Annotated in this window: 25 protein-coding genes; 8 read left to right on the top strand and 17 right to left on the bottom strand. The window is 48.7% G+C overall.

Annotation, left to right across the window (positions count from 1 at the left end; genetic code table 11):
* Positions 1-79: 79 nt before the first annotated feature.
* Positions 80-1,591 (top strand): threonine ammonia-lyase, biosynthetic, encoded by a 1,512-nt coding sequence (ilvA, locus tag SPB21_RS17775; protein ID WP_163661432.1) that lies wholly within the window; start codon positions 80-82, stop codon positions 1,589-1,591.
* Here ilvA and SPB21_RS17770 read toward each other — a convergent pair.
* The 4 genes from SPB21_RS17770 to SPB21_RS17755 form a co-directional block, all read right to left on the bottom strand.
* A complete protein-coding gene (locus SPB21_RS17770; protein ID WP_163696210.1) occupies positions 1,570-2,337 on the bottom strand; it encodes a TspO-related membrane protein in 768 nt (255 codons plus the stop codon). The genes ilvA and SPB21_RS17770 overlap by 22 nt on opposite strands.
* Positions 2,338-2,384: 47 nt before the next feature.
* Entirely contained in the window at positions 2,385-3,041 is a 657-nt protein-coding gene (gene hpsU / locus SPB21_RS17765; protein WP_250564744.1) for a hormogonium polysaccharide biosynthesis acetyltransferase HpsU, read from the bottom strand.
* Complete coding sequence (locus SPB21_RS17760; protein ID WP_163661428.1) at positions 3,041-3,982, bottom strand: glycosyltransferase family 2 protein; 942 nt, start codon at positions 3,980-3,982, stop codon at positions 3,041-3,043. The genes hpsU and SPB21_RS17760 overlap by 1 nt, the downstream gene beginning before the upstream one ends.
* 142 nt (positions 3,983-4,124) lie before the next feature.
* On the bottom strand, positions 4,125-5,069 hold the full coding sequence (locus SPB21_RS17755; protein ID WP_499867325.1) for a glycosyltransferase family 2 protein: 945 nt from the start codon (positions 5,067-5,069) through the stop codon (positions 4,125-4,127).
* A gap of 373 nt (positions 5,070-5,442) precedes the next feature.
* Between SPB21_RS17755 and deoC the strand changes: the two genes are divergently transcribed.
* Together deoC and hpsJ-B are read left to right on the top strand one after the other, a co-directional pair.
* On the top strand, positions 5,443-6,123 hold the full coding sequence (gene deoC / locus SPB21_RS17750) for a deoxyribose-phosphate aldolase (protein ID WP_499867324.1): 681 nt from the start codon (positions 5,443-5,445) through the stop codon (positions 6,121-6,123).
* A gap of 143 nt (positions 6,124-6,266) precedes the next feature.
* Positions 6,267-7,049 (top strand): hormogonium polysaccharide biosynthesis protein HpsJ, encoded by a 783-nt coding sequence (gene hpsJ-B, locus SPB21_RS17745; protein WP_163661422.1) that lies wholly within the window; start codon positions 6,267-6,269, stop codon positions 7,047-7,049.
* A 53-nt stretch (positions 7,050-7,102) separates the two neighbouring features.
* Here hpsJ-B and SPB21_RS17740 read toward each other — a convergent pair whose 3' ends face one another.
* The 4 genes from SPB21_RS17740 to SPB21_RS17725 are packed head-to-tail and all read right to left on the bottom strand — an operon-like array spanning position 7,103 to position 9,880.
* Positions 7,103-8,548 carry a protein adenylyltransferase SelO gene (locus SPB21_RS17740; RefSeq protein ID WP_163696215.1) on the bottom strand — a complete coding sequence of 482 codons (1,446 nt, stop codon included), beginning with the start codon at positions 8,546-8,548 and terminating at the stop codon, positions 7,103-7,105.
* Between the two features lie 24 nt (positions 8,549-8,572).
* On the bottom strand, positions 8,573-9,250 hold the full coding sequence (locus SPB21_RS17735; protein ID WP_499867323.1) for a Uma2 family endonuclease: 678 nt from the start codon (positions 9,248-9,250) through the stop codon (positions 8,573-8,575).
* A gap of 44 nt (positions 9,251-9,294) precedes the next feature.
* Positions 9,295-9,591 carry a DUF3593 domain-containing protein gene (locus SPB21_RS17730; RefSeq protein WP_163661416.1) on the bottom strand — a complete coding sequence of 99 codons (297 nt, stop codon included), beginning with the start codon at positions 9,589-9,591 and terminating at the stop codon, positions 9,295-9,297.
* Entirely contained in the window at positions 9,584-9,880 is a 297-nt protein-coding gene (locus SPB21_RS17725; RefSeq protein ID WP_163661414.1) for a DUF2499 domain-containing protein, read from the bottom strand. Before SPB21_RS17725 ends, SPB21_RS17730 begins: the two co-directional genes overlap by 8 nt.
* Positions 9,881-10,064: 184 nt before the next feature.
* Between SPB21_RS17725 and csaB the strand changes: the two genes are divergently transcribed.
* The 3 genes from csaB (at position 10,065) to SPB21_RS17710 (ending at position 13,129) form a co-directional block, all read left to right on the top strand.
* Positions 10,065-11,141, top strand: coding sequence for a polysaccharide pyruvyl transferase CsaB (csaB, locus tag SPB21_RS17720; protein WP_499060787.1), 1,077 nt, complete (start codon positions 10,065-10,067; stop codon positions 11,139-11,141).
* A gap of 183 nt (positions 11,142-11,324) precedes the next feature.
* Positions 11,325-12,677, top strand: coding sequence for a hypothetical protein (locus tag SPB21_RS17715; protein ID WP_163661411.1), 1,353 nt, complete (start codon positions 11,325-11,327; stop codon positions 12,675-12,677).
* Positions 12,678-12,901: 224 nt separating this feature from the next.
* On the top strand, positions 12,902-13,129 hold the full coding sequence (locus SPB21_RS17710; protein WP_163661409.1) for a hypothetical protein: 228 nt from the start codon (positions 12,902-12,904) through the stop codon (positions 13,127-13,129).
* A 168-nt stretch (positions 13,130-13,297) separates the two neighbouring features.
* Here the strand turns inward: SPB21_RS17710 and hetR are convergent, their stop codons facing one another.
* From hetR to SPB21_RS17685, 5 genes are all read right to left on the bottom strand, one after another.
* A complete protein-coding gene (hetR, locus tag SPB21_RS17705; RefSeq protein WP_036020477.1) occupies positions 13,298-14,203 on the bottom strand; it encodes a heterocyst differentiation master regulator HetR in 906 nt (301 codons plus the stop codon).
* 263 nt (positions 14,204-14,466) lie between these two features.
* The gene (locus SPB21_RS17700) at positions 14,467-14,865 is read right to left on the bottom strand and encodes a hypothetical protein (RefSeq protein ID WP_499867321.1); all 399 of its coding nucleotides are present in this window, start codon (positions 14,863-14,865) and stop codon (positions 14,467-14,469) included.
* Positions 14,866-15,000: 135 nt separating this feature from the next.
* Positions 15,001-16,785, bottom strand: coding sequence for an FAD-dependent oxidoreductase (locus SPB21_RS17695; RefSeq protein WP_499867320.1), 1,785 nt, complete (start codon positions 16,783-16,785; stop codon positions 15,001-15,003).
* A 23-nt stretch (positions 16,786-16,808) separates the two neighbouring features.
* Complete coding sequence (locus SPB21_RS17690) at positions 16,809-17,558, bottom strand: DUF533 domain-containing protein (RefSeq protein WP_163671149.1); 750 nt, start codon at positions 17,556-17,558, stop codon at positions 16,809-16,811.
* A 56-nt stretch (positions 17,559-17,614) separates the two neighbouring features.
* Positions 17,615-18,196, bottom strand: coding sequence for a YdcF family protein (locus SPB21_RS17685; RefSeq protein ID WP_499867319.1), 582 nt, complete (start codon positions 18,194-18,196; stop codon positions 17,615-17,617).
* A gap of 331 nt (positions 18,197-18,527) precedes the next feature.
* Here SPB21_RS17685 and SPB21_RS17680 point away from each other — a divergent pair, with 331 nt between their 5' ends.
* Positions 18,528-18,911 carry an endonuclease domain-containing protein gene (locus tag SPB21_RS17680; RefSeq protein ID WP_499060784.1) on the top strand — a complete coding sequence of 128 codons (384 nt, stop codon included), beginning with the start codon at positions 18,528-18,530 and terminating at the stop codon, positions 18,909-18,911.
* A 169-nt stretch (positions 18,912-19,080) separates the two neighbouring features.
* On the opposite strand, the gene SPB21_RS17675 is transcribed toward SPB21_RS17680, so the two are convergent.
* The gene (locus SPB21_RS17675; RefSeq protein ID WP_499867318.1) at positions 19,081-19,431 is read right to left on the bottom strand and encodes a CU044_2847 family protein; all 351 of its coding nucleotides are present in this window, start codon (positions 19,429-19,431) and stop codon (positions 19,081-19,083) included.
* 86 nt (positions 19,432-19,517) lie between these two features.
* On the opposite strand from SPB21_RS17675, the gene SPB21_RS17670 reads away from it, so the two are divergent.
* Entirely contained in the window at positions 19,518-24,374 is a 4,857-nt protein-coding gene (locus SPB21_RS17670; RefSeq protein ID WP_499867317.1) for a caspase family protein, read from the top strand.
* A 55-nt stretch (positions 24,375-24,429) separates the two neighbouring features.
* Here SPB21_RS17670 and SPB21_RS17665 read toward each other — a convergent pair whose 3' ends face one another.
* From SPB21_RS17665 to SPB21_RS17655, 3 genes are all read right to left on the bottom strand, one after another.
* On the bottom strand, positions 24,430-24,636 hold the full coding sequence (locus SPB21_RS17665) for a hypothetical protein (RefSeq protein ID WP_499867316.1): 207 nt from the start codon (positions 24,634-24,636) through the stop codon (positions 24,430-24,432).
* Between the two features lie 117 nt (positions 24,637-24,753).
* Complete coding sequence (locus SPB21_RS17660; RefSeq protein WP_499867314.1) at positions 24,754-25,062, bottom strand: hypothetical protein; 309 nt, start codon at positions 25,060-25,062, stop codon at positions 24,754-24,756.
* Between the two features lie 230 nt (positions 25,063-25,292).
* Positions 25,293-26,372: a calcium-binding protein gene (locus SPB21_RS17655; RefSeq protein WP_163696233.1), complete on the bottom strand. Its 1,080-nt coding sequence runs from the start codon at positions 26,370-26,372 to the stop codon at positions 25,293-25,295.
* Between the last annotated feature and the right edge of the window lie 521 nt (positions 26,373-26,893).

Genomic DNA, 26,893 nt, shown 5'->3' with positions numbered 1-26,893 from the left:
GAGCCAATCTACTGGGAGGTGGGGCTGTATATTTTCATTAGGACATGTAATCTAAAGCACCTCCCATTCCCCTCCGCCCATGCACGCTGACTATCTCAAACGTATTCTCAATGCCCGTGTCTATGACGTTGCTCAAGAAACGGCCCTAGAACTGGCTCCCAATTTATCTAAGCGTCTGAGTAATCAGCTACTGCTCAAGCGAGAAGACATGCAGTCAGTCTTTTCCTTTAAATTGCGGGGGGCATACAACAAAATGGCCCAGCTGCCACCGGATAAGCTAGCCCGTGGGGTGATTGCTGCCTCGGCTGGAAACCATGCCCAGGGGGTGGCCTTGGGGGCTCGACGTCTATGCACCCGTGCCATTATCGTCATGCCTGAAACCACACCGGATGTGAAGGTTGATGCAGTTAAAACCCGTGGCGGTGAGGTTGTTCTCCATGGTGAGACCTTTGACGATGCCTATATCCATGCCCGCCAGTTAGAAGCGGAAAAAGGGATGACCTTTATCCATCCCTTCGATGATCCGGATGTGATTGCCGGGCAGGGCACCATTGGCATGGAAATTTTGCGTCAGTACCAGCAGCCCATCCATGCCATTTTTGTCGCCATTGGGGGTGGCGGTCTGATTTCCGGCATTGCGGCCTATGTAAAACGGTTGCGACCGGAAATTAAAATCATCGGCGTCGAGCCCAAGGATGCCGACGCCATGTACCAATCCCTAAAGCTAGGGCAGCGAGTTAAGCTTTCCCAAGTGGGCCTGTTTGCGGATGGTGTAGCCGTTAGCCAGGTGGGGGAAGAAACCTTCTGGCTCTGTCAGCAATATGTGGATGACATTATCCGGGTGGGCACTGATGATACCTGTGCTGCCATTAAAGATGTGTTTGAAGATACACGCTCGATTGTGGAACCGGCGGGAGCGTTGGCCATTGCAGGGGCTAAGGCCTATGTGAAACAAACCGGCATTAAAGATGAAACCCTGGTGGCGGTGGCCTGTGGTGCCAACATGAATTTTGACCGGCTGCGGTTTGTGGCTGAACGGGCAGAGTTGGGAGAACAGCGGGAAGCGATTTTTGCGGTCACCATTCCTGAGCAGTCAGGCAGTCTAAAACGCTTTTGCGATCACATTGGCAAACGCAATCTAACGGAATTTAACTATCGCATTGCTGATAATACTGAGGCCCATATCTTTGTCGGTTTGCAGATTTGCGATCGCAACGACGCCATTGCCATGAAAGAACGGTTTGAGGCCAACGGCTTTAAAACCCTGGACCTCACCGATGATGAACTCACCAAAATGCACCTGCGCCATATGGTGGGTGGGCACTCTAACCTGGCCAAAAACGAACGCCTTTACCGGTTTGAGTTTCCTGAGCGCCCCGGTGCCCTGATGAAATTTGTCAGCTCCATGAGCCCCAATTGGAATATTAGTCTGTTCCACTACCGCAACAACGGCTCAGACTATGGCCGCATCGTGGTCGGTATGCAGGTGCCACCGGAAGAAATGAATGAATGGCAGGCGTTTTTAGAAACCCTAGGCTATCGCTACTGGGAAGAAAACGATAACCCTGCCTACCAGCTCTTTTTGGGATAGCGGCGATAGGCCAAGAGACCCACTAGGGCAACGCTCATGACTAACGCCGGCACCCAAATGGTGGGAATGGTGTGATGCCGCTGGGCAATGGCTACATTTGCCCAGATGAAAACCAGGGTAAAGGGGAGATCTCCCCGTTGCACCAGGGCTATAGCTGCGATTAAATTAGCCACCACAATCATGATGGCTGTCCAAACGGCACCGGACAGCCCCAGTTCTGGTAAGCCGGATGCATAGAGAGCCGATGCTACATTCACCACCGTTGCTACTGAAATCCAGGCTAAGTAAATGCTAATCGGTCCATTGACCCAACGTTTACGGCGACTACTGACCTGGTGCTGGCCCTCTTCCAGTTCGCTGTAGGCGGCAATGAGAGCCGATAAAATAATCACCATGGCCACCACTGACAGCCAGTAGAGCTGTAGTGTAAATAAGTAAATCCAGGCCATCTGAGCTACACAGGCTGTGATCAAACAGTAGTTGATGCGTTGGATCAACAATTGACTTCGATATTTACGCCGAGACTGATACCAGGCATAGGCAATCAGACCGACGTAAATTACCCCCCAGATAATAAAGGCATAGTTGGCGGGGGTAATGAGAACGCCGCCAAGGGGGCCATTGGCCAGGTCGGCAACGGTGTTGCCATCAATGGGGAAAAAATTGGATAGGGTATTGACGGCCAGGGTGCCAAGGATAGCTACCCAGGTTGCGATCGCTAATGTCCTATCTCCAATCAACCCCATCTTTCTGCCTGCAGATTACTCAGTTATTGTGACGTTTCCCAACAATGTTAGCTAGGTACGTCAGACGTAATGACACGTACTTTTTGAGGTCGACAGGGTGATCCGACACAAATATGTTGGGCCGGCATGTCTTTAAAGACACTGCTACGGGCCCCGATCAGGGCATTAGCGCCAATCTTGACCCCCGGTGCGATAAAGCAATCCGTCGCTACCCAGGCTCCATTTTCAATCACAATGGGAGCCGTCATTAAGGCAAAGCAGGGATCGCTAGGGTCATGGCTACCGGTGCACAAATAGGACTTTTGCGAGACAACACAGTGCTGCCCGAGGCGAATAGGAGCCAAGCTATAGAAGGTAACGTCTTCCCCCACCCAGCTATAGTCGCCAATTTCCACTTTCCAGGGATAGGTAAATCGAGCGGATGGACGAATAACTACATCTTTGCCAATTTTTGCCCCGAACAGCCGTAGTAGGGCACACCGTGGCCCATGGGCCGTGTGCAGGGTGAGGGGAAACACAACGGCTTGGACGAGCCACCACACCATGACGACCCACTTCGGACGACCCACTTCGAAGCCCGGCTGATAATAACGCCTCAAATCCACCAAGGATGGGGGGCCAAAGTCAGGCTCAGGGGGGCTAGAGGGGGCAGACAGGGGGTCATGAGATGTCTGGGGGGAGGTTTGGGGCATACCATCAGCCATCAAGCATCACCTAATAAAGCAGCTTGAGGGTTTTCGTTGGGTTCTTTTTGCTCAGAGATGTTCAGGCTGCCACCAAATCTAAGTTCGTAGAGTTTGACACCAATCTGGTATTCATATTGGCTGAGCAACCGGCCATAGATGTAGCCGGGATAGCCATCGAGAAAACCAAGGCGAATAAAGTAAAACAGTACAAAGCGTAGAAATGGCTTGAAGGGTAAGCGCACCCAAATTTTCTTGAGAAATCGCTTGCGCTGAACAGAATCTCCAAAGAGATTGGCCCCAATGGTGCCGTCGTCGCCCATGCCAGTGAGTAAGTTGTAATACACCCGCGCTTCCCAGTTGGAATAACGGTTGTGGCGGGCCAACCAGTGGAACAGATCACGGAAGTCGATGTGGAGCATGTCGTTTTTGAGATAGCCTACATTGCCACTTTCAATAACCACATGCTCATGCACTTCGTTATCACCGGTATTTTGAATTTCCTCGGTGTTTAGATTTTCATAGCGACCTTTAGCATGGCGAAAAAAGCGCATGTTCCAGTCAGGATATTTACCACCGTGGCGAATCCATTTACCCAAAAAGTAAACCCGGCGATTGAGGTAGCAGCCATCTAGTGTGTTCTCTGTAATCACCTCTGCCATCTCTGCCCAAAGTTCTGGGGTGATGCGTTCGTCGCAGTCTACGATGAGTACCCACTCGTTACGGAAGGGGAGATGGTCTAAGGACCAATTTTTTTTCTTTGGCCAGCGTCCATTGAAATCAAACTGAACCACATGGGCACCGTAGGATTCTGAAATCTCAACAGAGCGATCGTCACTGTGGGAGTCCACCACAAATACTTCATCTGCCTGGGCGACGCTTTCTAAACAAGCAGGTAGATTGGCTTCCTCATTTTTGGCAGGAATCAGTACAGAAACAGGGATTTTGGTGGCAGCACTCATGGGTAAATGGAAATCTAAATGAACGGTAGATGGTTGATTAAAACCTGAGCGATTGAGTTCCTAATCTACGTATGACCTACGCTATCGAAATCCTGAAGTAAGGTTTTTATCTAACTAACATCTAACTAATTATGGTGCCAAGCTAGGCGGATGACTTAGCGGGTTTGTAGGGTCTGATTAGATATCGCAAAACACTGCCCAAATAGCCCAGCTGACCATAGGCATAGGTCAAATTCTCAAACCGTTGTGCTGGGTCGTTAACGTATTTGACGGTCTTGTAAACACCGCGCACAAGGCGTTCCCCACCCCATCGTAATTGAGCTACACCAGCGCGCCCTGATACTTGCTCACGGTAGCATTCGCTAATGCCTTGCCACCAGCTACGGCTTAGGAACCAGCCTGGCTTAAGTCTAGCGGGGGATACATTGTGAGCAGCCAGCGCATCAGGAACATATACAACATCCCAGCCATTTCTAAGCGCTAACTGAGTCATGTGTAATTCTTCGTTGGAAAGCAGATTTTTGCCAACCCGACCAAGGTTGACGTCAAAGCCACCAACGGAATCTAAGAAGGTTTTGCGCAGGGAGTAGTTGAGACCTCGGGGGGTCAGACTCGGGTTTTTGATGTAACGTACCTGATCGCCTAAATCATAGGCCCCTAAGCCACTGGCTAAATCGTCTGACAGCCAGGCGGGTGGCTGAACCACGTCGGGGGGCCAGAGGAGGGTGACTTTGCCACCTGCGATCGCAACCTTACTATTTTTCTCATATACCTCTAGCAGGGATGCTAACCACTGAGAACTGGCAACCGCATCATCATCAAGGTAAGCCACAATATCCCCGTTAGCAGCGTTTGCCCCGGTATTACGGGCGGTAGACAGTCCCAATGTGGGCTCGTACACGTAGCGCAACCGAGGGTCCGACAGTCGCATCTGGACGATTTCTGCTGTGGTGTCGGTCGAAGCATTGTCAACTACGATGACTTCGATATCAGGTAGCGTCTGAGTCAACAAACTATCGATGGCTGCTGCCAAGTATTGATCACGATTATGGGTGCAAATAATGGCGGAAATAGATAGCTCAGCCATAAAAATCTTGAATAAAAAGGAAATGTACTGAAATAAGGAGTAAGACTATGTCAGGCACAAATGTCAGGCACAAACTGCCTACCGCTTAAACTATGCAGTTGTTTGGATTACAAATCGATGGTGGGAATCGATGCAGACAGGCTTTAAAGAGCCATAATGTAGGCTTGCAAGCCTTTAATGAATCTCTTGTTTAATAATAGTTGAGCCATCTAGCTCTGATCAAAATTCCCGCTTTATTGTGAATGTACTCATTAAACTTTACTGAAGTTACGTAATTGAGTCTCAGCTATCAAGTTCTGTTTATCTATTCTTCAAACGTATAAAGCCTTCTCTAATCGGCTATTTACTCGGTTTTCCATTTTTTCGCTGAGCCATGAACACCTCTATTGATATTGATATTGCCCCCTACATCGACCATTCCCTATTGGTGCCCACTGCCACCTTAGAGCATGTCGATCACTGGTGTGCAGAAGCTCAACGCTTTGGGTTTGCCAGTGTCTGTGTCTATCCAGTGCATGTTCAACGGGCGGTTGAGAACCTGCATGAGAGTTCTATTCCTGTGAGTACCGTGATTGGTTTTCCGACCGGAGCAGAGACGTCAGCTAGCAAGTTGTTTGCTGCCCAAGAAGCGACGGAAAATGGCGCAACTGAACTGGACGTAGTGATTAACCTGGGCTGGGTCAAATCGGGTCAACTAGAACGGCTACATGCAGAATTAGCCCAGATTGTGGAAGCTACGGGGCAGTGTGTAAAAGCCATTTTGGAAATGGCGCTGTTGGACGAAGCTGAGAAAAGAACGACAGCCGATGTCTGTATGGATGCGGGCGTTAGCTTCCTTAAAACTAGTACTGGCTGGCATGGTGGAGCGACCGTAGAAGACGTTCGCTTGCTCAAAGACGTCAGCCGTGGTCGAGTTGGCATCAAAGCCTCTGGTGGTATTCGTACCCCTGATCAGGCACTCATGCTGATTGAATCAGGGGCTACTCGCCTGGGCACATCGCGCGGTCCCGATATTTTGCGGCAGCGGGCCACGAAAGCTCAGGGCGCTGGCTAGGCATTTAGCATTTCTTGTGTTGTACTTAAGAACGTCAGGAAAGCTAAATAATTAAGAAAACTGCATATTTTTTTCTGGCAATCTACCCCAACGGTAACTATGTCGGGCACTATTAACTATGATGTAGCACTTCGTGATCGTACATGACTTCCTCTGCTCAATCGACGAGTAATGCGCCATCTCCCATTGCTGCTCTAGCTCTCAAGCTGGTGGGTGGTATTACCATTTTGGCCGCTTTAGTGGATTTTCTGGTGCTACTATTACCGCCAGATTTACTGAACCGTACCTGGCAAATCACAACGACTACCCAGCTAGTTGATCGCGGCATCGTTCCTTTAGTGGGTATTGCCCTACTATTCACTGGCTTTTGGATTGATAGCTATGTCCGTGGTAAGCGCGGTAGTGGCAGCCTGTTTCTAGATGTGCGTTTTTGGACCTGTCTCTTGGCTTGCATCCTAGGTTTGCTATTTGCTGTCCTGGCACCGGTGCATATGAATAATGTGCGGTTGCAGAGCCAGGAAGCGCTGACCCAGGTCTCCACTGAAGCTACTGAAGCCGCTAATCAGTTGGAGCAGCGTCTTAATGTAGAGGTGACTCAGCAACGCGATCGCATCAGCAGCTTATTGAATAATCCAGAACAAATTGATCAGCTGGTGGCTAGCGGTAATGTCACTGCAGAGCAGGCAGCTCAAATTCGTCAGTTTGAGGAAAACCCAGAATCTTTAGATGAGTTTCTCTCTGGTCAAGCCTCTCAACTGCGTACGCGTCTGGAAACAGAAATTGGCACCCGTCGCGAAGAAGCGACTAAGCGGGTGCGGTCGGAGGCAACTAAGGCAAGTATTCGTATCGCCTTAAGTAGCATTTTGTTAGCTGTTGGTTACGCTGGCATTGGCATCAGTGGCATCAGACGTCTGCTGGCCATTTAAATCAGCGGTATTATGAATCGTGTAGAACCCTTCCATGGAAAGGTTCTACACGATTAACCTTCACCAAACGGGTCTTGAAGTTTGGCCACTAGATCGTAGAACGGTTGCCAATTATCTTCAGCAACGATGGGTTCCCAAATTGCTTCAATTTCAGGTCGTAGCAACACAGTTGTTGGATTGTGCTGGCGTAAGCATTGACCTATCTGGGTAATCTCCTCTGACGACAGCGTGGTCAGGCAACTGTGATAGTGAAATCGCCAAGCCTTGAGCAGTGTGGCTGCTTCATCATCAGAGTTTTCAACCGTCGTCTGTAGAATGTGCTCGGGGTCTTCACACCATTGTGGGGAAAACTGGCCCGTTAGCCCCGTGAAAAAGTCGTGATAACTCACCTGTGTTTTTTCTAACAGTTCTAGGGTTAAGCGCAGCAGTTCATCCCCAAGTTCCGGTAGCAGTTCCCCAAAGCCTAACTTGGTTAGCATTTTCTGTTTGTAGGCAGCGTAATAATGATCGCGATAGCGGGCGAGGCCAGTTTCCAAATCTTCGGCAGCCATAATCAGTGCCAGAGGCTTCTGCAACATCCGTAGATTCCATTCGCATACCCGAGGCTGGTTGCCATAGCTGTAGCGACCCATGTAGTCAAAATAGGCCGCTGTAAACCGAGGGTTAAACTCATCCATAAAAGCGTAGGGACCGTAGTCAAAGCTTTCCCCAGTGATCGACATGTTGTCGGTATTGAGTACAGCATGGCAAAAGCCCACTGACATCCACTGGGCTGCCAACTGGGCTACTCGTTGCACGAGTTCGGCATAAAACTGCCCATAGCGCTCCTGTGGATCCTGTATACCCAGCAAATGGGCGTAGTAGACCTCAATCACATGATCGAGTAAGGGAGACATTAGGTCAGCACGTCCCAGATAGTGCAGCCGCTCAAAGGTGCCAAACCGAATGTGAGATTTGCTGAAGCGCACCATGACTGATGACCGAGTTGGTGATGGTTCATCCCCGCGCCATAGGCTTTCACCGGTTTCCACCAAGCTAAAACATCGAGATGTGTTGACCCCAAGCCCATGTAGAGCCTCAGAGGCTAAGATTTCTCGAACGCCACCCTTGAGGGTTAATCGCCCATCTCCATTGCGAGAGTAAGGTGTGGTGCCGGAACCTTTAGTGCCAAAGTCATAGAGTACTTTATCGGTACCTCTCACTTGGCCATAAAGGAAGCCACGGCCATCACCCAGCGCGACGTTGTAGTCACCAAACTGATAGCCGTGGTAGCGCAGGGCCATCAACGGTGAGCGTTGTTGAAACTGCCCGAATGCTTCGATAAAGTCGAAGTCACTGACGTTATCTGGCTCTAGGTTCAACCTTGGTAAGAGGTCATCATTGCGAAACCGCAGAATGTGTTGAGGAAAGCTGGCTGCTACAACAACGTCATAATAGTCATCGCCTAAGGCCTCTAAGGCAGGCTCATAGGTCAAATTTAGAAAAGGATTCTCGGTCACAGAGAAGGGATCAAAAAGTAGGCTTTATTTAGTATCTCTTAAAGCTAAGACTTGCTGGTTAAACCATTGTGCGGCAGTAATGTTGCTGTTGTTTTCTAGCTTGGCAATGGTCTGTTCTAAAAGGGCTATGGGTAAATCCTTTAATGCCTGGGAGGTGTCAGTCAGCTGATATTTACCATCAGACTGTAGTGCAAACGCAAAAACACGGATGCCTCGCACATCGATTACCCAATATTCAGGAATACCAAGCGCGGCATAAAGCTGCTTCTTTTCATCTAAATCACTCGCTAAAGTCGTGTCTGAAATTTCGCCCACCAAATCGGGGGCACGCCATTGGTGTAAGTCAATTCTGCGAGGTTGACCAGATTCCCAACGTGGATAGTCATCACCAAGGTATAGGACTAAATCAGGTGCACCAGCCGTGTCTTTATCTTTTTCGATAAGACATCGACCCAGTGAACTAGCTATTTGTTCAGGATGGATACTGAACCAGAAACCCAGAATGATAGTGAATAAGTCGCAAATTGTAGCGTGGTTAATGCCTTCCCAGCCCATTTCGGTGATGAGTAGATAGCCTTGATGAAAAAATAAACGGTACTGATCAGGGGACAAGCTATCTCGATAGCGGACATAGTCACCCCACTGGGCCTGGTACCATTCTGCAAGACTAGACTTATTTTTGGCAGTTAAAACAGCAGACATTGTTATTACCTACGCCACAGTTGCTGGGATCTCTAGCAGAAACCTCAATTAGCTTTCTTTGCTTTTAGTTTCTGTACTGCGTTTCTAAAGCCTAGCACTACAAAAATGTTAGAGAGTGTGAGGAAAATCTCAGCACTGCCGTGGAGCCAGTCCACATTGGCAAGCTCTAAACCGTAAGCTTTCTGAGCATAGATGCCTGCTGGAATAGTCACTGCTACGAAAATGAGCAGCACGTAGAACCCAGTTAATGCCAACTTGGGTGTCTGCCTTGACCTGGTTAAAAAATAAAGAAACCCTAGATAAGGAAATAGGGACATCGCGAACAAGGTTTCTTTAGACACGGGCTTGTCTCCAGATATACCAGGCAGCAGCACAGGCGGTACAGTTACCTACCATGGTCATAGAGGCCTGTAAAATTACCAACCAGCTTAGAGAGGGAGAATTATCGAAAAAATGCCAGGTACAGGCACACATGGCGCTGACCAAGGCCGGTAGCATGCCGAAGGATAACCATTTCCATGCGAGCCAGCCGGTGATATCAGCAAACTGCCAGACAAAATAAATGGCGGCGATCCATTCAATCACGCTGGAGATATGAACCATCCAGGTAGGAATCGAGAGGGCGTGCATAAATCTAGAACGTCAATGGTAGGGGCAACGATAAGGGGCATTCCCTTTTAATTGCTCCAGGTCAAAATGGTTAATGAAGGTGGGCTATTGCCTACCTGTCTGGGCATCGCCTTGTGGGTGCCCTGGGATAACCACGAGCTCTAGTCTAAAGTAGATTCGGCAGACAGTTAAGGGAACAGCGTGCATGCGGGCAGTGTTGTGTGGCTACTATGGCATGGGCAATGGCGGCGATGAGGCGCTGTTAGCAACGTTGCTACAGCTATTGCCGCCGTCTGTCACCCCCATTGTTCTCTCCGGTAATCCCCAGGAAACGGCTCAACGCTATGGTGTTGAAGCGGTGCCAAGAAAATCTTTGTCGGCGGTGTGGTCGGCTCTAAAAAGTTCTCAGGCATTTATTTGGGGCGGGGGCAGTTTAATGCAGGATGCCACCAGTGCTATCAATCCGCTGTACTACGGTGGTTTGATGATACTGGCGCAGTGGCTGGGGCTGCGTACCATTGCTTGGGGCCAGGGAATGGGGCCTTTAAAGCGACGTAGCAGTCAATGGATTACCCGCTGGGCTCTGAAGAATTGTGATGGGATTAGTGTGCGAGACAGTGCTTCTGCCCAACTGCTGGCCGATTGGAGAATTAACTGTCAGCTAGCCCCAGATCCTGTCTGGGCACTCAAGTCTAGCCCCTTAGCAGGATTTGCGGATTTACCTGCACCTCGAATTGCTGTTGTGCTGCGGGGCCATGCTCAGCTGACACCGGAACGACTGACAAATTTAACAAAAGCCATTGCAGACTTTCAGGCAGCAACCCAAACCTGTGTTGTGTTATTGCCCTTTCAACCGGTTAAGGATGGTGCGATCGCAACCCATATTGCCCAACATCTGAACGGTCCCCACAAGATTATCCAAGTGGCCGATCCGGTGCAGCTCAAAGGCGTCTTTCGCGGGATTGAAATGGCCATTGCCATGCGGTTTCACGGTGTTGTTATGGCCGTTGCCGAGGGCTGTCGCTGTTTTGCCATTAGCTATGACCCTAAGGTCACCCAGATTATGCAAGAACTGTCGCTACCGGGCTGGGGACTTTCCCCTAACGACCCGTTGCCACTCATCCCTGACCATGCCCACACCATGACTCAGCAGTGGTTAGACCATTATGCCAATGGTGATGGCTTAAGTGATGTACAGGTTCGTGCCCATGTTGATCGTGCTCTAATACACAGCACCTTATTGGCGCAAACCCTTGTTGAGGATATTGATCATGTAGGATGAAACGTACTTTCGTGTAACTTTTTAATACATTTTAACGATTGAGAAATTCCTTGAATGTACTGATTTATTGGTAATTCCTGGTAGGAACTTGTGCTCAATCAAATTTTCTGTGTTAACACTGTGGGGAGATTGGCGTAATATGCCATCGTTATCCGCTTTGCTATTGCGGCGCTTTGAAACATAATGTTTAATTTCGCCAGATCAAACGATAGTTTTCCTGATAACGGGAACACTCCCCGTGACGTTTCGTCGCATGGGGCACAGTTACCTGTTGAAAATTCAGATAACAATAGCTGGCAGACCGTCCATTTCCCAGGTACGGTCATTATCGATGAAATTCCAGGGACTACCCCTAATTTGCAAACTAACGCTATGGATTCTTCTAGCACACTCCCAGGGAACAGTATTTCTGAAACCGCTACTGAGCAGACTGGTCATCAGCGTGAGGCCGAACTGCTTAATTTGGTGCGGGACCTAAATGAGTGCAACGATGTACTGCTGGCTAAGGTATCTCAGTTAGAAGAATCTCTGGAGCGATCGCAAGCTGCCCTCCAGGCTGAGATTGATCGTGCCCCTGACGTAAACCGTGTGGGTGATCGTGAAATTGTACAATTAGTCACTGAACTAGAACAAAGCAACCAGTCATTGCAGCATCACCAGATGCTAAACGAAACCCTACAGACAGAGTTGGCTGCCTATCGAGAGCGGACAGCCCAGTTAGAAGCCGAGCATAACACCCTACTTAGGCAAAATACTGAGCAGTCTCAGGAATTATTGCAGGCCAATACAAACTGTCGAGATTTGAGAGCGCGGCTCCAGAGGCAGCAGCGCTACACACTGCAATTCAAAGCCGCCCTTGAAAAGTGTTTGAGTATGTCTACAGAGGCATCCAATAGTTCTGTCGCACCGCTTGATGTATCAAACCTGGCCATGCCCAAAGCAGACGAAATTCGCCCTTGGGAGTCTACATTAGGCCATGGCAAGTTAGATCCTCAGCTTGAGTCCTTGATTCGGGGAGCGCAAGGCAGACCTCAGGTTACCGTTCAGACCCCTGAGATCATGTTAGATGCTCAGAGGGTTGAAACCAGATTAGCAACTGAGGCCGAAGATCAGCTGTGGCATGACTTAGCCAGAGTAATGGGTCCCGATGAAGTTGCCCCAGCAGCTGAGGGACAAACCCTTCCCATGGAAACTGAAGAGTCTCCTCAGTTTACTGAACCCTCTCAGTTTACTGAACCCTCTCCTTGGGCTAAAGAGCCTCAGGAAACTAACGACTCTGTTATGGCAGATAACTTAGGGGATGCTACAACAATTTCCTCCCAGTTATCTCCGCAGGCCAGTGAAATCCTGGCTCGTGTACAAGCTTCGCGTACAGGGGGATTGACTGATACTTATCTGCCTGTAATGTCTGCCCAGGGTACTCCATCACCTTTAGTCAATCCATTGAAGCCCCAGAAACGAATTACGTCCTTATCTGCGATTGATCTACCAAACTTTCCTCGTCTAAAAAAACAACCTCCTACAGCGCAAGCTTAAGGGAAAATTTAACCGCAATTCCCAAAATTAAAAACTTTTTCTTGGTCAACTTAGGTTAGACTTTGTTAACTTCTGGTCAATATGTGTGAGGAACAGGTAGCTATTCCTTGCAAATGCTAGTTCGCAGGTGCGTCTGAACTGATCTGTCGGTATTAGTTGATAAATATTCCTGCGATTTGCCTGAGCCCATCGGGTAGAGTTTGCATCTTACCTATTAATAAAATATGAGCCCGTCATCTTTAAAAACTGTTTTAGAAAGCTCTTCTCCAGATAAGTCTGTGAGCGAAGCGCATATAGCCACTGCGATTATCCATGTGATTGAGACTGCTCGCTCTCAAGGTCAAAGCCTGGATGATGTTATTACTGAACTAATGGCTGACGATGCCTTGTTAGATAGAAAAAGTCGCCATCTGCTGGGAGACATCCTGACCCAAGCTTGGAATACTCTTTGAGAAGAGTATTTAAGTTGAGAAGATTGTTGTGGGATGAGTCAAAATGCTTAGACAGTAATCCTAGGCAGTGATAGACGTAATAATAACGGCATCAGCTGGAATTGCCTCCCTCGCTGATGCCGTTGCTAATATGAATCCAAATAGAAGCTACAGACAGCTTTGGCTGAACTAGCCATCAATGTCGCCTACACCTACGGCCATTTGTAAAACCATAGGCTCACCACCGGTTTGGTGATACTTGTCAGCCCATTTTCGTAAGAGTAAATCCAATTCATCAAGGGCCTGTTGACGATTCTCTGCGGGGATATCAAGAGACTCCAAGACCCTCATGGTGCCATCTTTACGGGCAACCCATTCTCGCATGATGCGAAAATAACGGGCTGTATCCTCAATCATGGTGTAAGTTCTTTCAGCATCATCTGTCGGAATATACGACGCCCGAGCTAATGCATAAAAGGGCATACCCCATGGAGAATCAATGCGAGTGACCGTACCAGAGTAAAGTAAGCGACGGCGGATATGTTCTGCTAAGGCTTCACTCAGCGGCAGCTGTCGACCATTGGGAACAGATTCTTGAGAACGAGCATGGAGAAACTCAATTAGCTCAGCAAACTGAAATGAGGTTATGAGTTGCGCCTCTGGTAGATTGGACGGCAGCTTTTGCTCGATTTGGGCTTTTTCTTCTGATGTTAGGTTAGTGCCTACTAGCCTAGAGCGCCCTGGTTCCCAGGGATATTTTTCGAGCCAGACGTAGGGAAATTGAATTAAATAGCGGGGTTCTTGAGCACCCAACATCTTTAATAATTTACCTTCGCTTAAAGCCTGCCGTACTTCTTCTACGATGGCTTTAACACGTTTGGGTTCAATATGGTGTAAATGCCCCGTCATGCGCAGGTTTTGGCCCTGCTCTATATAAGTCGTGTAGATTGCACACTTGGCTGCGGTCGCTGCCGCATCTAGGAACGCACCGTGGCGATGACCGCCAGTACGCATAGCACTGAATGCCAAGTACATCATGATCTGATCAATGGCACTGGGTTCCAGGCGTTTAATCAGATCTGCATCAGCAGTCATCGGTGATTGAACATTGGTCATGGACGCTTAGGGATAGACACACGCTGATATAGCGAATGGAAATCTACGTAGTGGAACTAGGCTACCTTAAAGAAGCACCAATAATTCTTGATTTGTTTAATCAGACAGAGGAACTTCAACATTGATAGCTAATTTCCTCACTAGCTTGTAACGGTTAGCGTAAAACTTTTTCTGATTAATATCTATAGTGTTTTGTGTGGCCTTTTGCTGAAAAAGTTGGTTAGGGGCCATAAAACTATCCTCTAAGCAACTAAACGACCACTGCCACGGTACGCTTGGTCAATGGTTTCGTTCATAATACGACCGCTACCGCGATAAGATTGGTCGGTTGTAACTCGGCCACTGCCACGGTCAACTTGAGTATTTGTGATCCGACCACTGCCACGGTCAGCTTGGGCAATCGTGATCCGACCGCTGCCACGGTCAGCTTGAGCAATCGTGATCCGACCACTGCCACGGTCAGCTTGGGTATTTGTGATTCGTCCACTGCCACGGTCAACTTGGGTATTTGTGATTCGTCCACTGCCACGGTCAGCTTGGGTATTTGTGATTCGTCCACTGCCACGGTCAACTAACTGCGAGCTAGAAGTAATAGATAGTCCTAGTAAGCTGCAAAGGCTGATGGTAGTAGCAACTGACATTACCGATAGAGAAATTCTCATGGGTCAGAAAATGAGTAGTATTGCTACTTTCTGATTACATGGAATTGACAAATAACTCAGGAAAAACTACGTGAAAAAAGTGTGGGTGGTAACACCGATTTTTAGTACTGTGTGTTACACATCGTCCACTGATTGGATAGCTTTGACTAAAATCCAGGCACCACCCAGATTATGAATGCCGAAAACCTTAACTTTGCTGCCAGCAGTGACCTGCATTAGTTGCATTGCTGCTTGGGGAGAGATAGCGACAAGGCTAATGGTTTCAGTATCCCTAAGCAGCTGATGACTATGGTCTTTACCCCGTTGATAATGGCCGTAGAAAATATGGGTACCAGACGTGAAATTCTGGCTCGATGTTCTTGAAGAGTCTGTAAAGCCACTTGCGGGATATGCCGTTGGGGTATCTAGAAATATTGTTTGTTGATTGAGCCAATGTTCGTCTTGAGGCAATAGGTCAAAGCAGGGGATGAGCATGGCAGGGGCTTGAGGGTCCCGTAGCAGAGTGTACTGTAGGTGCTTTACGGGCAGTTCCCTGGGTTGGCATGGATGCTGGATGCAGAGGGCGGCAGCTGCCCCAGCAGCTTGTCCTATGCCTAGGACAATGGGCTGGAGACGGGTGGCTCCGTTGGCAATATGAGTGACGGAAATGTTTTTGTCGCAGGCTAAGAGCCCATCAACAGTAGCTGGCACCAGGGCTCGGTAAGGAATAGTAAAGGGTGTTCCTGTCCAGCGGCCTCCCCAACGAATAGCTTTGGGGGCAAGGGGCATCTTGAAGCCAGGATAATGGTGGTCGTTGGGATAGTTGCCGATTGCGATCGCATCCACCACACCCTCTTCATTCACTGGCAACGGAGCCACCTGACTACCCGGCACTGGCAAAATATCTCGCTCGCTCACGGTCGTTAGCCCCACCAGTCGCCGACTCTCACGGTAGTAAGGATAAAGGGCAAACCCACCGCCGCCGGGGGTGCCTTCCAGCTCAGGGAAGACATGCTCGGCTAAACCATAGCGTTGCCCTAGTTGAGCCTGAATAAAACGAGCAAACTCCTGGCTGTGGTTCTTGGCCTCCTGCCAATAGTCATAACGCGTCGTCTCTGGCTCAATCAGGCGCTCCAGGCCCACACCGTAGTCATTTCCCTGCTGGGGCCAGTTGATCATAAAGCGATTGCCTGGCAGCCGCCCATAGTTCAGAAACTGCTCTGGACCATAGCCCTCCCAGGCCCCGACAAACGAGGCTTGGGAGCCAGTTGAGGGAATCAGTGGCGCGGTTTCACCTGTGCCGTAGTCCTGCATTACGACGACCCAGGTGGGGGCTTGCACCGGGTATTGCTGAATGGCAGGAAACAACGGATCAGCAGGATCGGTGAGAGAGTTAGGTGCACTAGGTTCCTGCCACTGCTCCTGCGATTCCCACCCCCAACGATAGGGGATGTTTCCCAAGGCCAGTAAATCTCCCAGCTCAGTGCCATCGATTGTGATTTGGGCTTCTACGGAAAACGGGTCAAATACCACTCCAGTGACCCGGTTACCTGACCGCAATACTTCTCGAGGGTGGTGGCCCCAACGCCAGGTCAAATTGGGCAGAGCGGCTACCCAGTCGGCAAAAATGCTCGCGCCCACCGCTGGTTCATAGGTGAAGAAGCTCACCCAGCCATTGTGTAAGCCCCCTGGTTGACGTTGTTCCAGCTCTCTCAGAAACGCTCCCCACAGACCCGTTTGAAATGCGGCTAGCTCATTGCCATCGGGTGCGGTGACTCCAGCAGCGGTGAGCATGCCGCCCAACCAGGGCCATTCGCTCACTAACAATACCTGTGCACCTAACCGGGCCGCTTGGATGGCCGCCGCAGTACCGCCCGTGCCGCCGCCGACTACGAGGACTTCAGTTTTAAGATTTTCCATCACACCCTGAGTTTTAAGTTCTTCTACAAATAAGGTGTGACATCCTCGCCCAGGTCATCGGCTAGATGAGACAGGGCCCGAAATCTTAGCCCCACTAGCTGTTCGTAAAGTGGGTTGAGCTTACACATGGGCGGAATGTGTACCACCTTTTTGCCAAATAGGGTGACATCGCGCTCAAAGGGGCATTGGGATGGGATCATTTTGCAGACAAAGCGGGCCAGACGCGGGTCTTGGACTTCTAGCTGGTCCAGCCACTCGCGCATGGGCTTAAGCGGATCAGGGCCGGTTTTGGGAGTGGGGGGCTGTAGGGGACTGGCAGCAGCGGCGACGGGGGTGGCTTTATCTTTTTTATCTTTGATCAGACTGGTGCCAGGTTGAACCTCTTCCTTGATCTGACGCAGGTTGTAGAGGGTTGATTGCAGGGTCTGTAGGATGGCTGTATCGAGATTGAGGGCCTGGCAGAACTCCATAAGGACTTTATCTTCGGCGGCGGAGTAGATGCCGTCTGCGATCGCAACCATCACCGCCATTCGCAAAAAGTTTTCCGCAGCGCCTGGATTTGGCTTGAGGACAGTTGCTAGATCTGCTGGTGTAATGGGCTCAAAGGTTTCAAAATCCAGACCTGGGGCAAAATCCTCATCCATCATAGTGTGGATCAGCTCTTGCTCTTGAGCATCAAACTCACCATCGGCCCAGGCAATCGCCAACAGCCCTCGCAACCAGGCTTTAATCTGTTCTTCAGTGTAGAGAGAATCCTTCAATGTAGAAGACATAGCCAGCCTCGAAAAACATCAAATGTCTGCCGGGGAGAGCAACCCTGCCCCAACAGCTAAGGAAGAGCGGGCAACTTGGACGACAGCTGAGCCAACTCCGATCCAGTTTTACCAGTAAATACCCATAGAATTGAGCGACCTCCGTCACGAAAGCTGCGGAGCAATGGCTCTGGTGGACGTTCAGAAGCTACGGGTAAAGGCTTGTAATGAATGCCGCGACTACCTAACACGATGGTGGCGATGGTATTTGCCCGTCGCATGTGGTAGTCCGATGTAATTAAATAAACGCTTTTGATTCCCAGTCGCTCAAAATCATCAACTAACGTCGTAAAGTTAGTCACCGTATCTACGGCTCGATAGTCCAAATGCAGCCTTTCTAGGGATACTTGAGATTCTTGAAATACCCAAGTGGCGTATTCAGGATTGGCCCCCGATGAAATCCATACGTCTATGTCAGGATGATCATTGGCGAATTCAGCCGCAAACTCTTCCCGATGAATGTCCCCCCCTAAGACCAGCGCAACCGTTGGTGACGATAGGCGACCGCGTATGTGCCATTGACCAAGCCAGAGTCCTGTTGCTAAGAGCAGCAAGGACGCCAGAGTTAAGCGACGATTTTTGCGACGCACTTTAGGCACTGATGGGTTCCTCAAAAAGGGGTGGACGAGCTGAAATAGTAATGCTGAACTATCGATAAGTAGGTGATGATAACTGATAATTCCTCATTCTAAAGGAGGCTACCATGCCCGTTTGGGAAAATGTGCGCTTGTTTTAACAATGGGTTGCCCTCATCCCCCAGCCCCTTCTCCCTCGGGGAGAAAATCAGCCCTCATCCCCCGGCCCCTTCTCCCCAGGGAGAAGGGGAGATAGGGGTTTAGCAAGATTTACCTGGGTAAAATGCATCTCCGTTCTCAAAATCCCCTCCTCGGGGAGAGGGATTTAGGGTGAGGCCCCGGGCATGTTAGCCCCATGACTGATCTAGACCTTTCTCTTTTATCAGGCCGTAACCGTCGGATTCCTGAAATATTGCTACAGCGTGCACGTGAGCTGCGGCTGCGGCAGACTACGGCAGAATGTATTTTATGGGAATGTTTGCGATCGCGTCGATTACACGGTTTTAAATTTCGACGTCAGCACAATATCGGTCGCTTTATTGCTGACTTCTATTGCCATGAGGCAAAGCTGGTGATCGAGTTGGATGGCCTAGTTCATAAACGACAGCCAGAAAAGGATGCAGAACGCGATGCATGGATGCAGGCTTGCGGGTTGAAGGTGTTACGGTTCGAGAATAGACGGGTGTTTGATGATATCGAGGGGGTATTGGAGGAGATTGGGCGATGTTTGCCAGGGTGAATTTGTGGCCTAGGGACTTGCCCTCATCCCCCAGCCCCTTCTCCCCGAGGGAGAAGGGGTTTAGCAAGATTTACCGGGGTCAAACCTATCTCCGTTCTCAAAGTCCCTCTTCCCGGGGAGAGGGATTTAGGGTGAGGGCTCAATCCTCCGTTCCAAACATCCACTTCCATCACTTCGGCTTACACCTCACCTCGATTTCAAAACTGCCCTCTGCCGAGCCCTGCGCCAAGACCGGTAACCCCGTCGACCCGGCAATCTTAATGCCAAATTTCAGCGTAATTTCCTCCACCTCAGCGCCAGCCACCCCTTTGAATGCACCAAGGGCATAATTGGCATAGCTCTTCAGCGTGCCATGGATGTCTGCGAGCTTCGCCTGAACCTCAGTGCTAACGCCCATGGCTTCGTATTCGTTATCATCGCTGGTCTGTGACGGCGTATCTATAGCGTCATCGGCTTCAAAATACATGGTGTAGGCAGTGCCAGATTCATCTTCCAAGACGAGGCGATTCACATCAGTCATCGGTTTTTAAGGTGTGCTGAAAACATCGGTTATGTTAAGGGTGCCGGCGTCCTAAACTCCGTGTTTTCCTGGAAAGTCTTAAGCCCATGGCCCGTTACGCCCTCGTTGTTGGAATTTCTGATTACAAAAGCAACTACCTCAAAAATTTAAGTAAACCGATTGGTGATGCAGAAGCTATAGCACAACTCCTTAGAGACCATGGGCAATGTGAACGGGTGACAGTGCTTTCAGGGCATGTAACCGCTGAAGAGCTAGAAGACGCACTAACTAAGCTGATTCAGCAAGATGCAGCTAGAAATGAGGCATTTATCTATTTCACTGGCCATGGTCTGGCCGTTAAAGGTGGGCTAGGGGGTACAAAAGGCTATCTGGCCACGTCTGACTGCACGGTCACTATTGAGAATAACCAACCGAAACGGCAGACAAAAGCAATTTCGTTTTCCGACCTGAATGATCTGATTTGCGATTCGGATCTAAGCAGTCTGGTGATGTTTATTGATGCTTGCCACAGTGGCGAGTTGATTGAATCGGAGCTGGTTGAGCGGAGTTTTGCCGGTTTAAATTCTGAGCAAGATTATTATCTGATTACATCCTGTCGTGGCCATGAAAGTGCCTGGGCAAAGAAGCGGGAAGACCATAGCGTTTTTACAGGTGCGGTATTGGATGTGTTGGTGCCTGAAAAGGTGAATAACAAGGGTTATATCTCTGGTGATACGGTGTTTGCCCATCTGGATGAGGCGCTAAAAAATAGCCGCCAGGAGCCGAGACGTTTTGGTAAGGGTAGGGCCTTGCCGATTGTGTGGTTTCAGGGTAGACAACAGAATGGTGAGGAGATTTATGGATCTGTTGCTGACACCGAGAAAAAATCTCGTCGTAACTGGGGTATCCCGTTACAGATGCCGCCGTTACCGGAGCATTTTGTAGAGCGACCAGAGCACCAGGACAAGGTAAAAGAACAACTGCTATGTGACGACAAGAAAACATTTGGCACATTGGTTGTTAGTGCCATCTATGGTCTCGGTGGCATTGGTAAGTCGGTGCTGGCATCGAAGCTGGCCCATGATGATGAGGTGCAGGCTCGCTTTGCGGATGGGATTTTGTGGTCCACGTTAGGCCAGAACCCGGATATTTTGCCGTTATTGAGTGGGTGGATACAGGCTCTGGGGGACCATGACTATAAGCCCACGGCGGTAGAAGCCGCGTCGAACCATTTACGGACGTTGTTGTATGACAAAAAAGCGCTGCTGGTGGTGGATGATGTTTGGAATCCGGCGCATTTGGAGCCGTTTCGGGTAGGTGGCAATGGTTGTTGTGTGCTGGTGACGACACGGCAGGCGAAGATTCCGGAGGCGCATAAGTACAGTCTGAATGTGATGACTCCGGAGCAGGCTCTGGAGCTAATGACGCAAAAGCTCAAAGAGGAGCTGAGCGCAGAGGATCGGCAGCAGGCGTTGGATTTTGCGGCGCGGGTGGGATATTTGCCATTGGCGCTGGAGCTGGCAGCGTCGCAGATTGAGGAAGGTGTGACCTGGACTGAACTGTTTGAGGACTTTCAGGATGAGGTGGTGCGTCTGGAGGCGTTGGATCTTTATGGTCGAGAGGATATCCCCGATGATGCGAAGCGGCGGAAGTATAGTCTGACAGCTTGTTTTAACTTGAGTTTGAAGCAGCTGTCGGCGGAGCAGTTGCGGCAGTTTGCGTGGCTGGGAATTGTGCCGGAGGATGTGAGTCTGACCCAGGAGATGGCGGTGATGCTTTGGCAGGTGTCGAAGCGGCAGGCGGGGTCGATATTGCGGACGTTTAGCTCAAAGGCATTGTTGTTGCTGGGGGCGAAGCAGGCAGGACCTGAGGCGCGGCGCACATTTCGGATGCATGATTTGATGCATGATTTGGCGCAGCGGTTGTTGGTGAGTGCACCGCAGCCCGTGCAGGAAGGGGACCTGCCAGGGTTGGGGATGACGAAAGCGGAGGCCCATAGTGAGTTTTTGGAGCGATATCGGAAGAAGACGGAGCGGGGGCAGTGGCATACGCTGACGGATGATGGGTATATTTTTGACCGGCTTACCTGGCATATGGAGCAGGCGAAGCAGGTGCAGGAGATTCATGGACTGTTGCAGACGAGTAATGCGGATGGGCGGAATGGTTGGTACGAAGCGTGTGATGCGATTGGCAAACCTGCAGGGTTTGTAAATGATGTCGGTCGTGCATGGGAAATAGCAAAGAAGAGTTATGAGAATGAGCCAGGAGAAACACTGGTGCTTTTGTTTCGCTATGCATTGATGCGGACCTCGATTAATAGCATGGCGAGTAATGTTCCTGCAGAGTTGGTAGGGGCACTGGTGGAAAAGAAAGTATGGTCACCTGCACAAGGATTAGCCTATTCGCAGCAGGCTCAGGATCCTTGGCATCGAGCGACATGTATTTCGATAATTGTGCCTTACATACCAGAATCACTGTTACCAGAGGTTCAGCAGGCCGTGGGACAACTTAAGGAAGCCGCATATCGCTCCTATGTGCTAGCAAACCTAGCGAATAAGTTCCCACAGCTATGGGCAGACGTGTTAGTAGCTATTAAGCACATACAGGATCTTTACGGTGATCATCGATTAAATGCGAACGGATTCCCCTGTCAAACCTGTGCTTTGCAAAAAATTGTTGAGAAGCTGCCAAAAGATTATGTGGTAGAGGCATTAGCTATTGCACAACAGATTATCAACCATGATGATCGTGGCGTGGCGTTAGCTATAATCGTTAAGCGTCTGCCGAAGGTGTTACCAGAAGCATTAGAGACCATCCGTGAAATTGAGAATAAGTCTTCCCGTGTAAGTGCATTACAAAAACTGACTGAGTACTTGCCAGAGCTATGGTTAGAAATCTTAGAGACTATTCGCAATATAAACAGAGAAGAGCTTCGCGCTACCGCATTTATCAAGTTAACTGAGCACCTACCTGCAGAGTTATTACCAGAAGCGTTAGACATTATTCGTGACATTGTGAAGGAAGATCCTCGCACTAGGATGCTCAGTGCGTTAGCTAAGCACTTAACCACAGAGCTTTCAAAAGAGGCATTAGGTATCATTTATGATATTTCGAAAGAAGATTTTCGTGCTAATGCACTCAGTGCACTGACTAAGCAACTGTCCACAGAATTCCTGCCAGAAGCGTTAGAAATTACTCGTAATATGGCCTCTGAGCAAAATCGCTCAAATGTACTTAGCGAGTTAGTTCAGAAGTTGCCCACAGAATTCCTGCCAGAAGCGTTAGAAATTACTCGTAATATGGCCTCTGAGCAAAACCGCTCAAATGTATTAACTAAATTTGTTAAGCGCTTACCAGAGCTATTGCCTGAAACGCTGAAAGTTACTCATAGAATTAAGGATAAATCTTCTCGTGCTAGTGCTTTGTGGCAGTTAGCACAGTACCTACCAGAGCTTTGGCCAGAAGCATTACACTTGCAGTGTAATGCATTACGCCATAGTTGTAGTACCTCTGAGCTACGTGACTTTGCTAATCAACTACCATTTGAGCTTTTACCGCAAGCTCTAAGTAGAATACACGAGATTGACTTTGAATTGGCTCGATTGTGTTTTTTAGGTGCGATATCTAAACGCTTACCAACATACTTAATACCAAAAGCTCTAGAGAGCACACGTAACATTAACGATGAATCTTCTTATGTGAGTGCGTTGCAAAAAATAGTCTGTAACTCACCAGAGCTTCAACCAGAAGTCTTGGCGGTCGCTCGTAGCATAGGCGACAAATATTGGCGCGCTCGCCTACTAAGTGTTCTGGCCAAGAACTCGTCGGAGCTTTGGCTAGAAGCGTTGAAAATCGCTCGTAGTGTAGATGAAAAATATTTGCGCGCTCGCCTATTAAGTGTTCTGACCAATAACTTGCCAGAGCTTTGGCCAGAAGTTTTTAAAATCATTCCTAGCGTAGATGACGAATACTCGCGTGCAGGTCTATTACGAGAAATAACTGAGCATTTACCTACAGAACTTTATCCAGAAGTGTTAGAAATCGTCCGTAGTATTGACGATGAATATTCTCGTGCGGGTATATTACGCAAGCTAGCTGAGCATTTGCCAGAGCTGTTGCCAGAAGCTTTAGAAGCTACTCGTAATATCGACAATGAATCTTTATGTGCGATTGAATTAAGTGAATTGATCCAACACTTGCCAACAGAGCTATTGCCAGAGGTCTTGGAATTGGCTCGCAATATCAATAATGAATCCTTCTTCGTGATTGTTCTTAATGAATTAGCCAAGTACTCGTCAGAAGTATTATCAGAAGTGTTTCCAGAAGTATTAGAAGTTATTTTTAGTGTTGACACTGAATTATTTCGTGGAACTGCACTACAGGAGTTAACCACGTATTTGCCCTCAGAGCTGTTCCTAAAAATATTAGAGATTGTTCGTAACATTAAGTCTGAATATTCTCGTTCGAAAGCGCTAGGCGGATTAGCTCAGCGATTGCCCGAGCTTTGGCCAGAAGCGCTGGCAACTACTCGCACCATAGATTCTGAATCTTCTCAGAGCAGTGTTCTACAAGAACTGATCAAGTATATGCCCTCAGAACTGTTATCCGATGTTTTGCAAATAGTACGAAACATCAATCATGAAGAGTCGAGAGCATTTGCTATAAGCTATTCAGCTAAATATTTATCAGAGACATTGTTAGCTCAAGCTTTAGAAATGATGTGGCAAATTCAGGACCCCTATTTTCGTTCTCAAGCTCTGCAAGGACTATTACCTCAACTAATGAAAATGAGCATTACCTTTACTGACTGGGCTGCTATGCTGGAGGTTTTAGCTTATCAAAATCGCAAAGATTTACTCGAAGAACTACCCGATATTCATCCCATTATTTTAGAGCTAGGCGATGAGCAAGCCTTTTCAGATATCTTGCAAGCTGTCCGAGAAGTCTGTGCTCAATGGCCGTGACGCTTCGCGAGTTTTGAGTCTTGAGTTTTGAGTTGGGGTTTTCGGCTATGACCTCCTAACCCAGGATTTCTGACAACAACTTAACCACAGACAGCTTATCCTGTTCCGACAAAACCCCTAGCTGCTTCAAAATCAGCTCCTTTTCCACCGTCATTATAATTGGCTTAATTACTGATGGCTTCAAAAGACCAGCCGATTTCCAATCCTGAAGCACAACATTATCGGCATATGCCATGGCACTTGTTTGACTGGTAATCGCCATCAAGACAATATCGATGTGCCGCTGATTATACCCATCTGAATGACAATGACCGCTGGACGTTTCTTACTCGCTACCTGGTTCGTAAACGGAAATGGCACCAGAACAACATCTCCAAACTTATAGGTCATTGTAGATGTCATCCTCCGGGTTATCCCACACCCTGGCAAAGGAAGGCTCTGATAACTTCATAGCAGAGTAGGTCAGCGTGGCATCTTCTTGGACAATATGAACCTCAGATTGAAGGTTTGCCTGTGGCACTTCGTCGGCCAATCCCAATAATTCCTCCACCGTTGGAACACTGTCTGCGGTTTTCAAGCAGTTAATAAGCGCTTCCCACACTGCGGGCGTCACCTGTACAGCGACTTTTTGCCCTGTGGTATCCACAACAAATTGCGCAGATTGCAAAGCTTCTAACACCGTGGTCATGGGACTTCTCCATAGGCTAAGCCTATTCTAACGCCGTCCGCTAAGTAATTGACATTTGCATAGTTGAGCCGGGTAGGGCGCGATGCATCGCACCACTTCCAACCCACTTCGCCTCCTAACCGATTCCCCCTTCACCCCATATCCAATGAGAACTAGTCATTTAAAATGGGTTACTACACTGACTGTAGTAGCCCACATCTGTATCAATTAAAGGTAAACATTAGGCAAGGTTAGAATGCGCCTAGATCAGCTTTTACAACGGTGACATCATTGGCCAGGTTAAAATTACCATCATGCTTAACGTTAATCACCCCCAGCACATCCAGATCATGGGCACCGCCCCCACGTACACCGTCCCCGCCTTGATCAGTGTAAACACCAAGCACAATGCGCTCATCTAGCTCCTTGATCACCTTGTAAGTGACGGTATGGCCAGTAATGATAATTTGGTCCCCTTCGCCGCCGGTACCGCTAAAATCAGTGATTGTATCACGACCAATACTCTCAACCCAGTGGTCATGGTAGTTGTCATTTTCCCCAGCAACAGCTCCCATGCCCCAGTTGACCAGGCCGTCGTCTTGCAGATGCTGCGTATAGATAGCAGCAGGTGCATTCATAAGGATGTCAAATTTAAAGGTGTCTGCACCAGCACCACCAGTTAGCCTATCATTCGCTGCCAGACCATCGGGATTGTAGAATTTTTTCGCAAAGACAAGTTTATCAACATCATTGCCATCATCCTGATTAGCAACGATTCTCGTGTTCTCAGCCGGAGCATTCGCATCACTGATACTTACCAAAACATCATCTCCAGCTCCACCAATTAGACGATCACTACCTAATTGATCTTGTAGAAAGTCATTGCCATCACCACCTATTAGGCGATCATTGCCATGGAGAGCATTGGTAGTATCTAACAAATAGCCATCGGCATCATAGTCTTGGGCGGTGAGTCTTTCATCACCAATGATAATGTCATCACCAGCTTGGCCTGCCAGGCGATCATTACCAAAACCACCCAAAAGAGAATCATTGCCTTTTCCACCCCGCAAATTATCATTGCCGATGCCACCCAGGAGAATGTCATTATCACGACCGCCAAATAGGGTGTCGTTGCCTTCGCCTCCTAAAAGAATGTCATCTCCAGCTCTCCCGCGAAGGGTGTCATTGCCCGCTTGGCCAGTCAGTTTGTTTGGTTCTTTATTGCCAAAAAGTGTATTGTCTCCACCATCACCAATAATTTCTTCAATCTTGGCTAATAGAGCCAGTTCAATGTCGGCAATAAGTGATGCGTTCCCTTGTGTACTCATGTATCTCTCGACTGATAGCAGTTTTATTGGCTTTAGAGCCTGTGCCGATTCTATAAGTTACCGATAGAGAGGAAATCGGTAATAGCTCCTTATCTAATATCAGGAGAGAATAAAGCTAACGAAACAGATTTTGCAAGAACAATTACCTAGTCTGGTAAAATTTTCAACAACTTCACTAGTTTATTACGTTAAACACAACCGTAGAAATCACGATTAGATAGTTTACTTATGCTAAAAAATCACCCTCTTTCTAGATCAGTAAGGCCGTTGATGTAGGAATATCTACAGTACGGACTCTAGGAACTGGAGAGGATGAAAAATCTACTAGTGTTTAAAGGCTTTCTGAAGATACTAGTTGGCCTAAATAAAATATGTTTTGTTAATCGCCATAATAGTCTTGTGCCAGGTAGGGTAGGATCTATCGCAACACCTCCAACCAACTCCTAATCAATTCCCTCTTCACCCCATCTCCAATCTCCCTGCCCAAATCCCATCCACCCATCCCTATTCCCCCTGGGAAG

This window comes from Leptothoe sp. ISB3NOV94-8A (assembly GCF_043421595.1).
GTDB classification, from domain to species: Bacteria; Cyanobacteriota; Cyanobacteriia; order Phormidesmidales; family Phormidesmidaceae; genus Leptothoe; species Leptothoe turfae.
The sequence above is the reverse complement of the archived record's forward strand: the minus strand, read 5'-3'. Positions and strand labels throughout refer to the sequence as shown.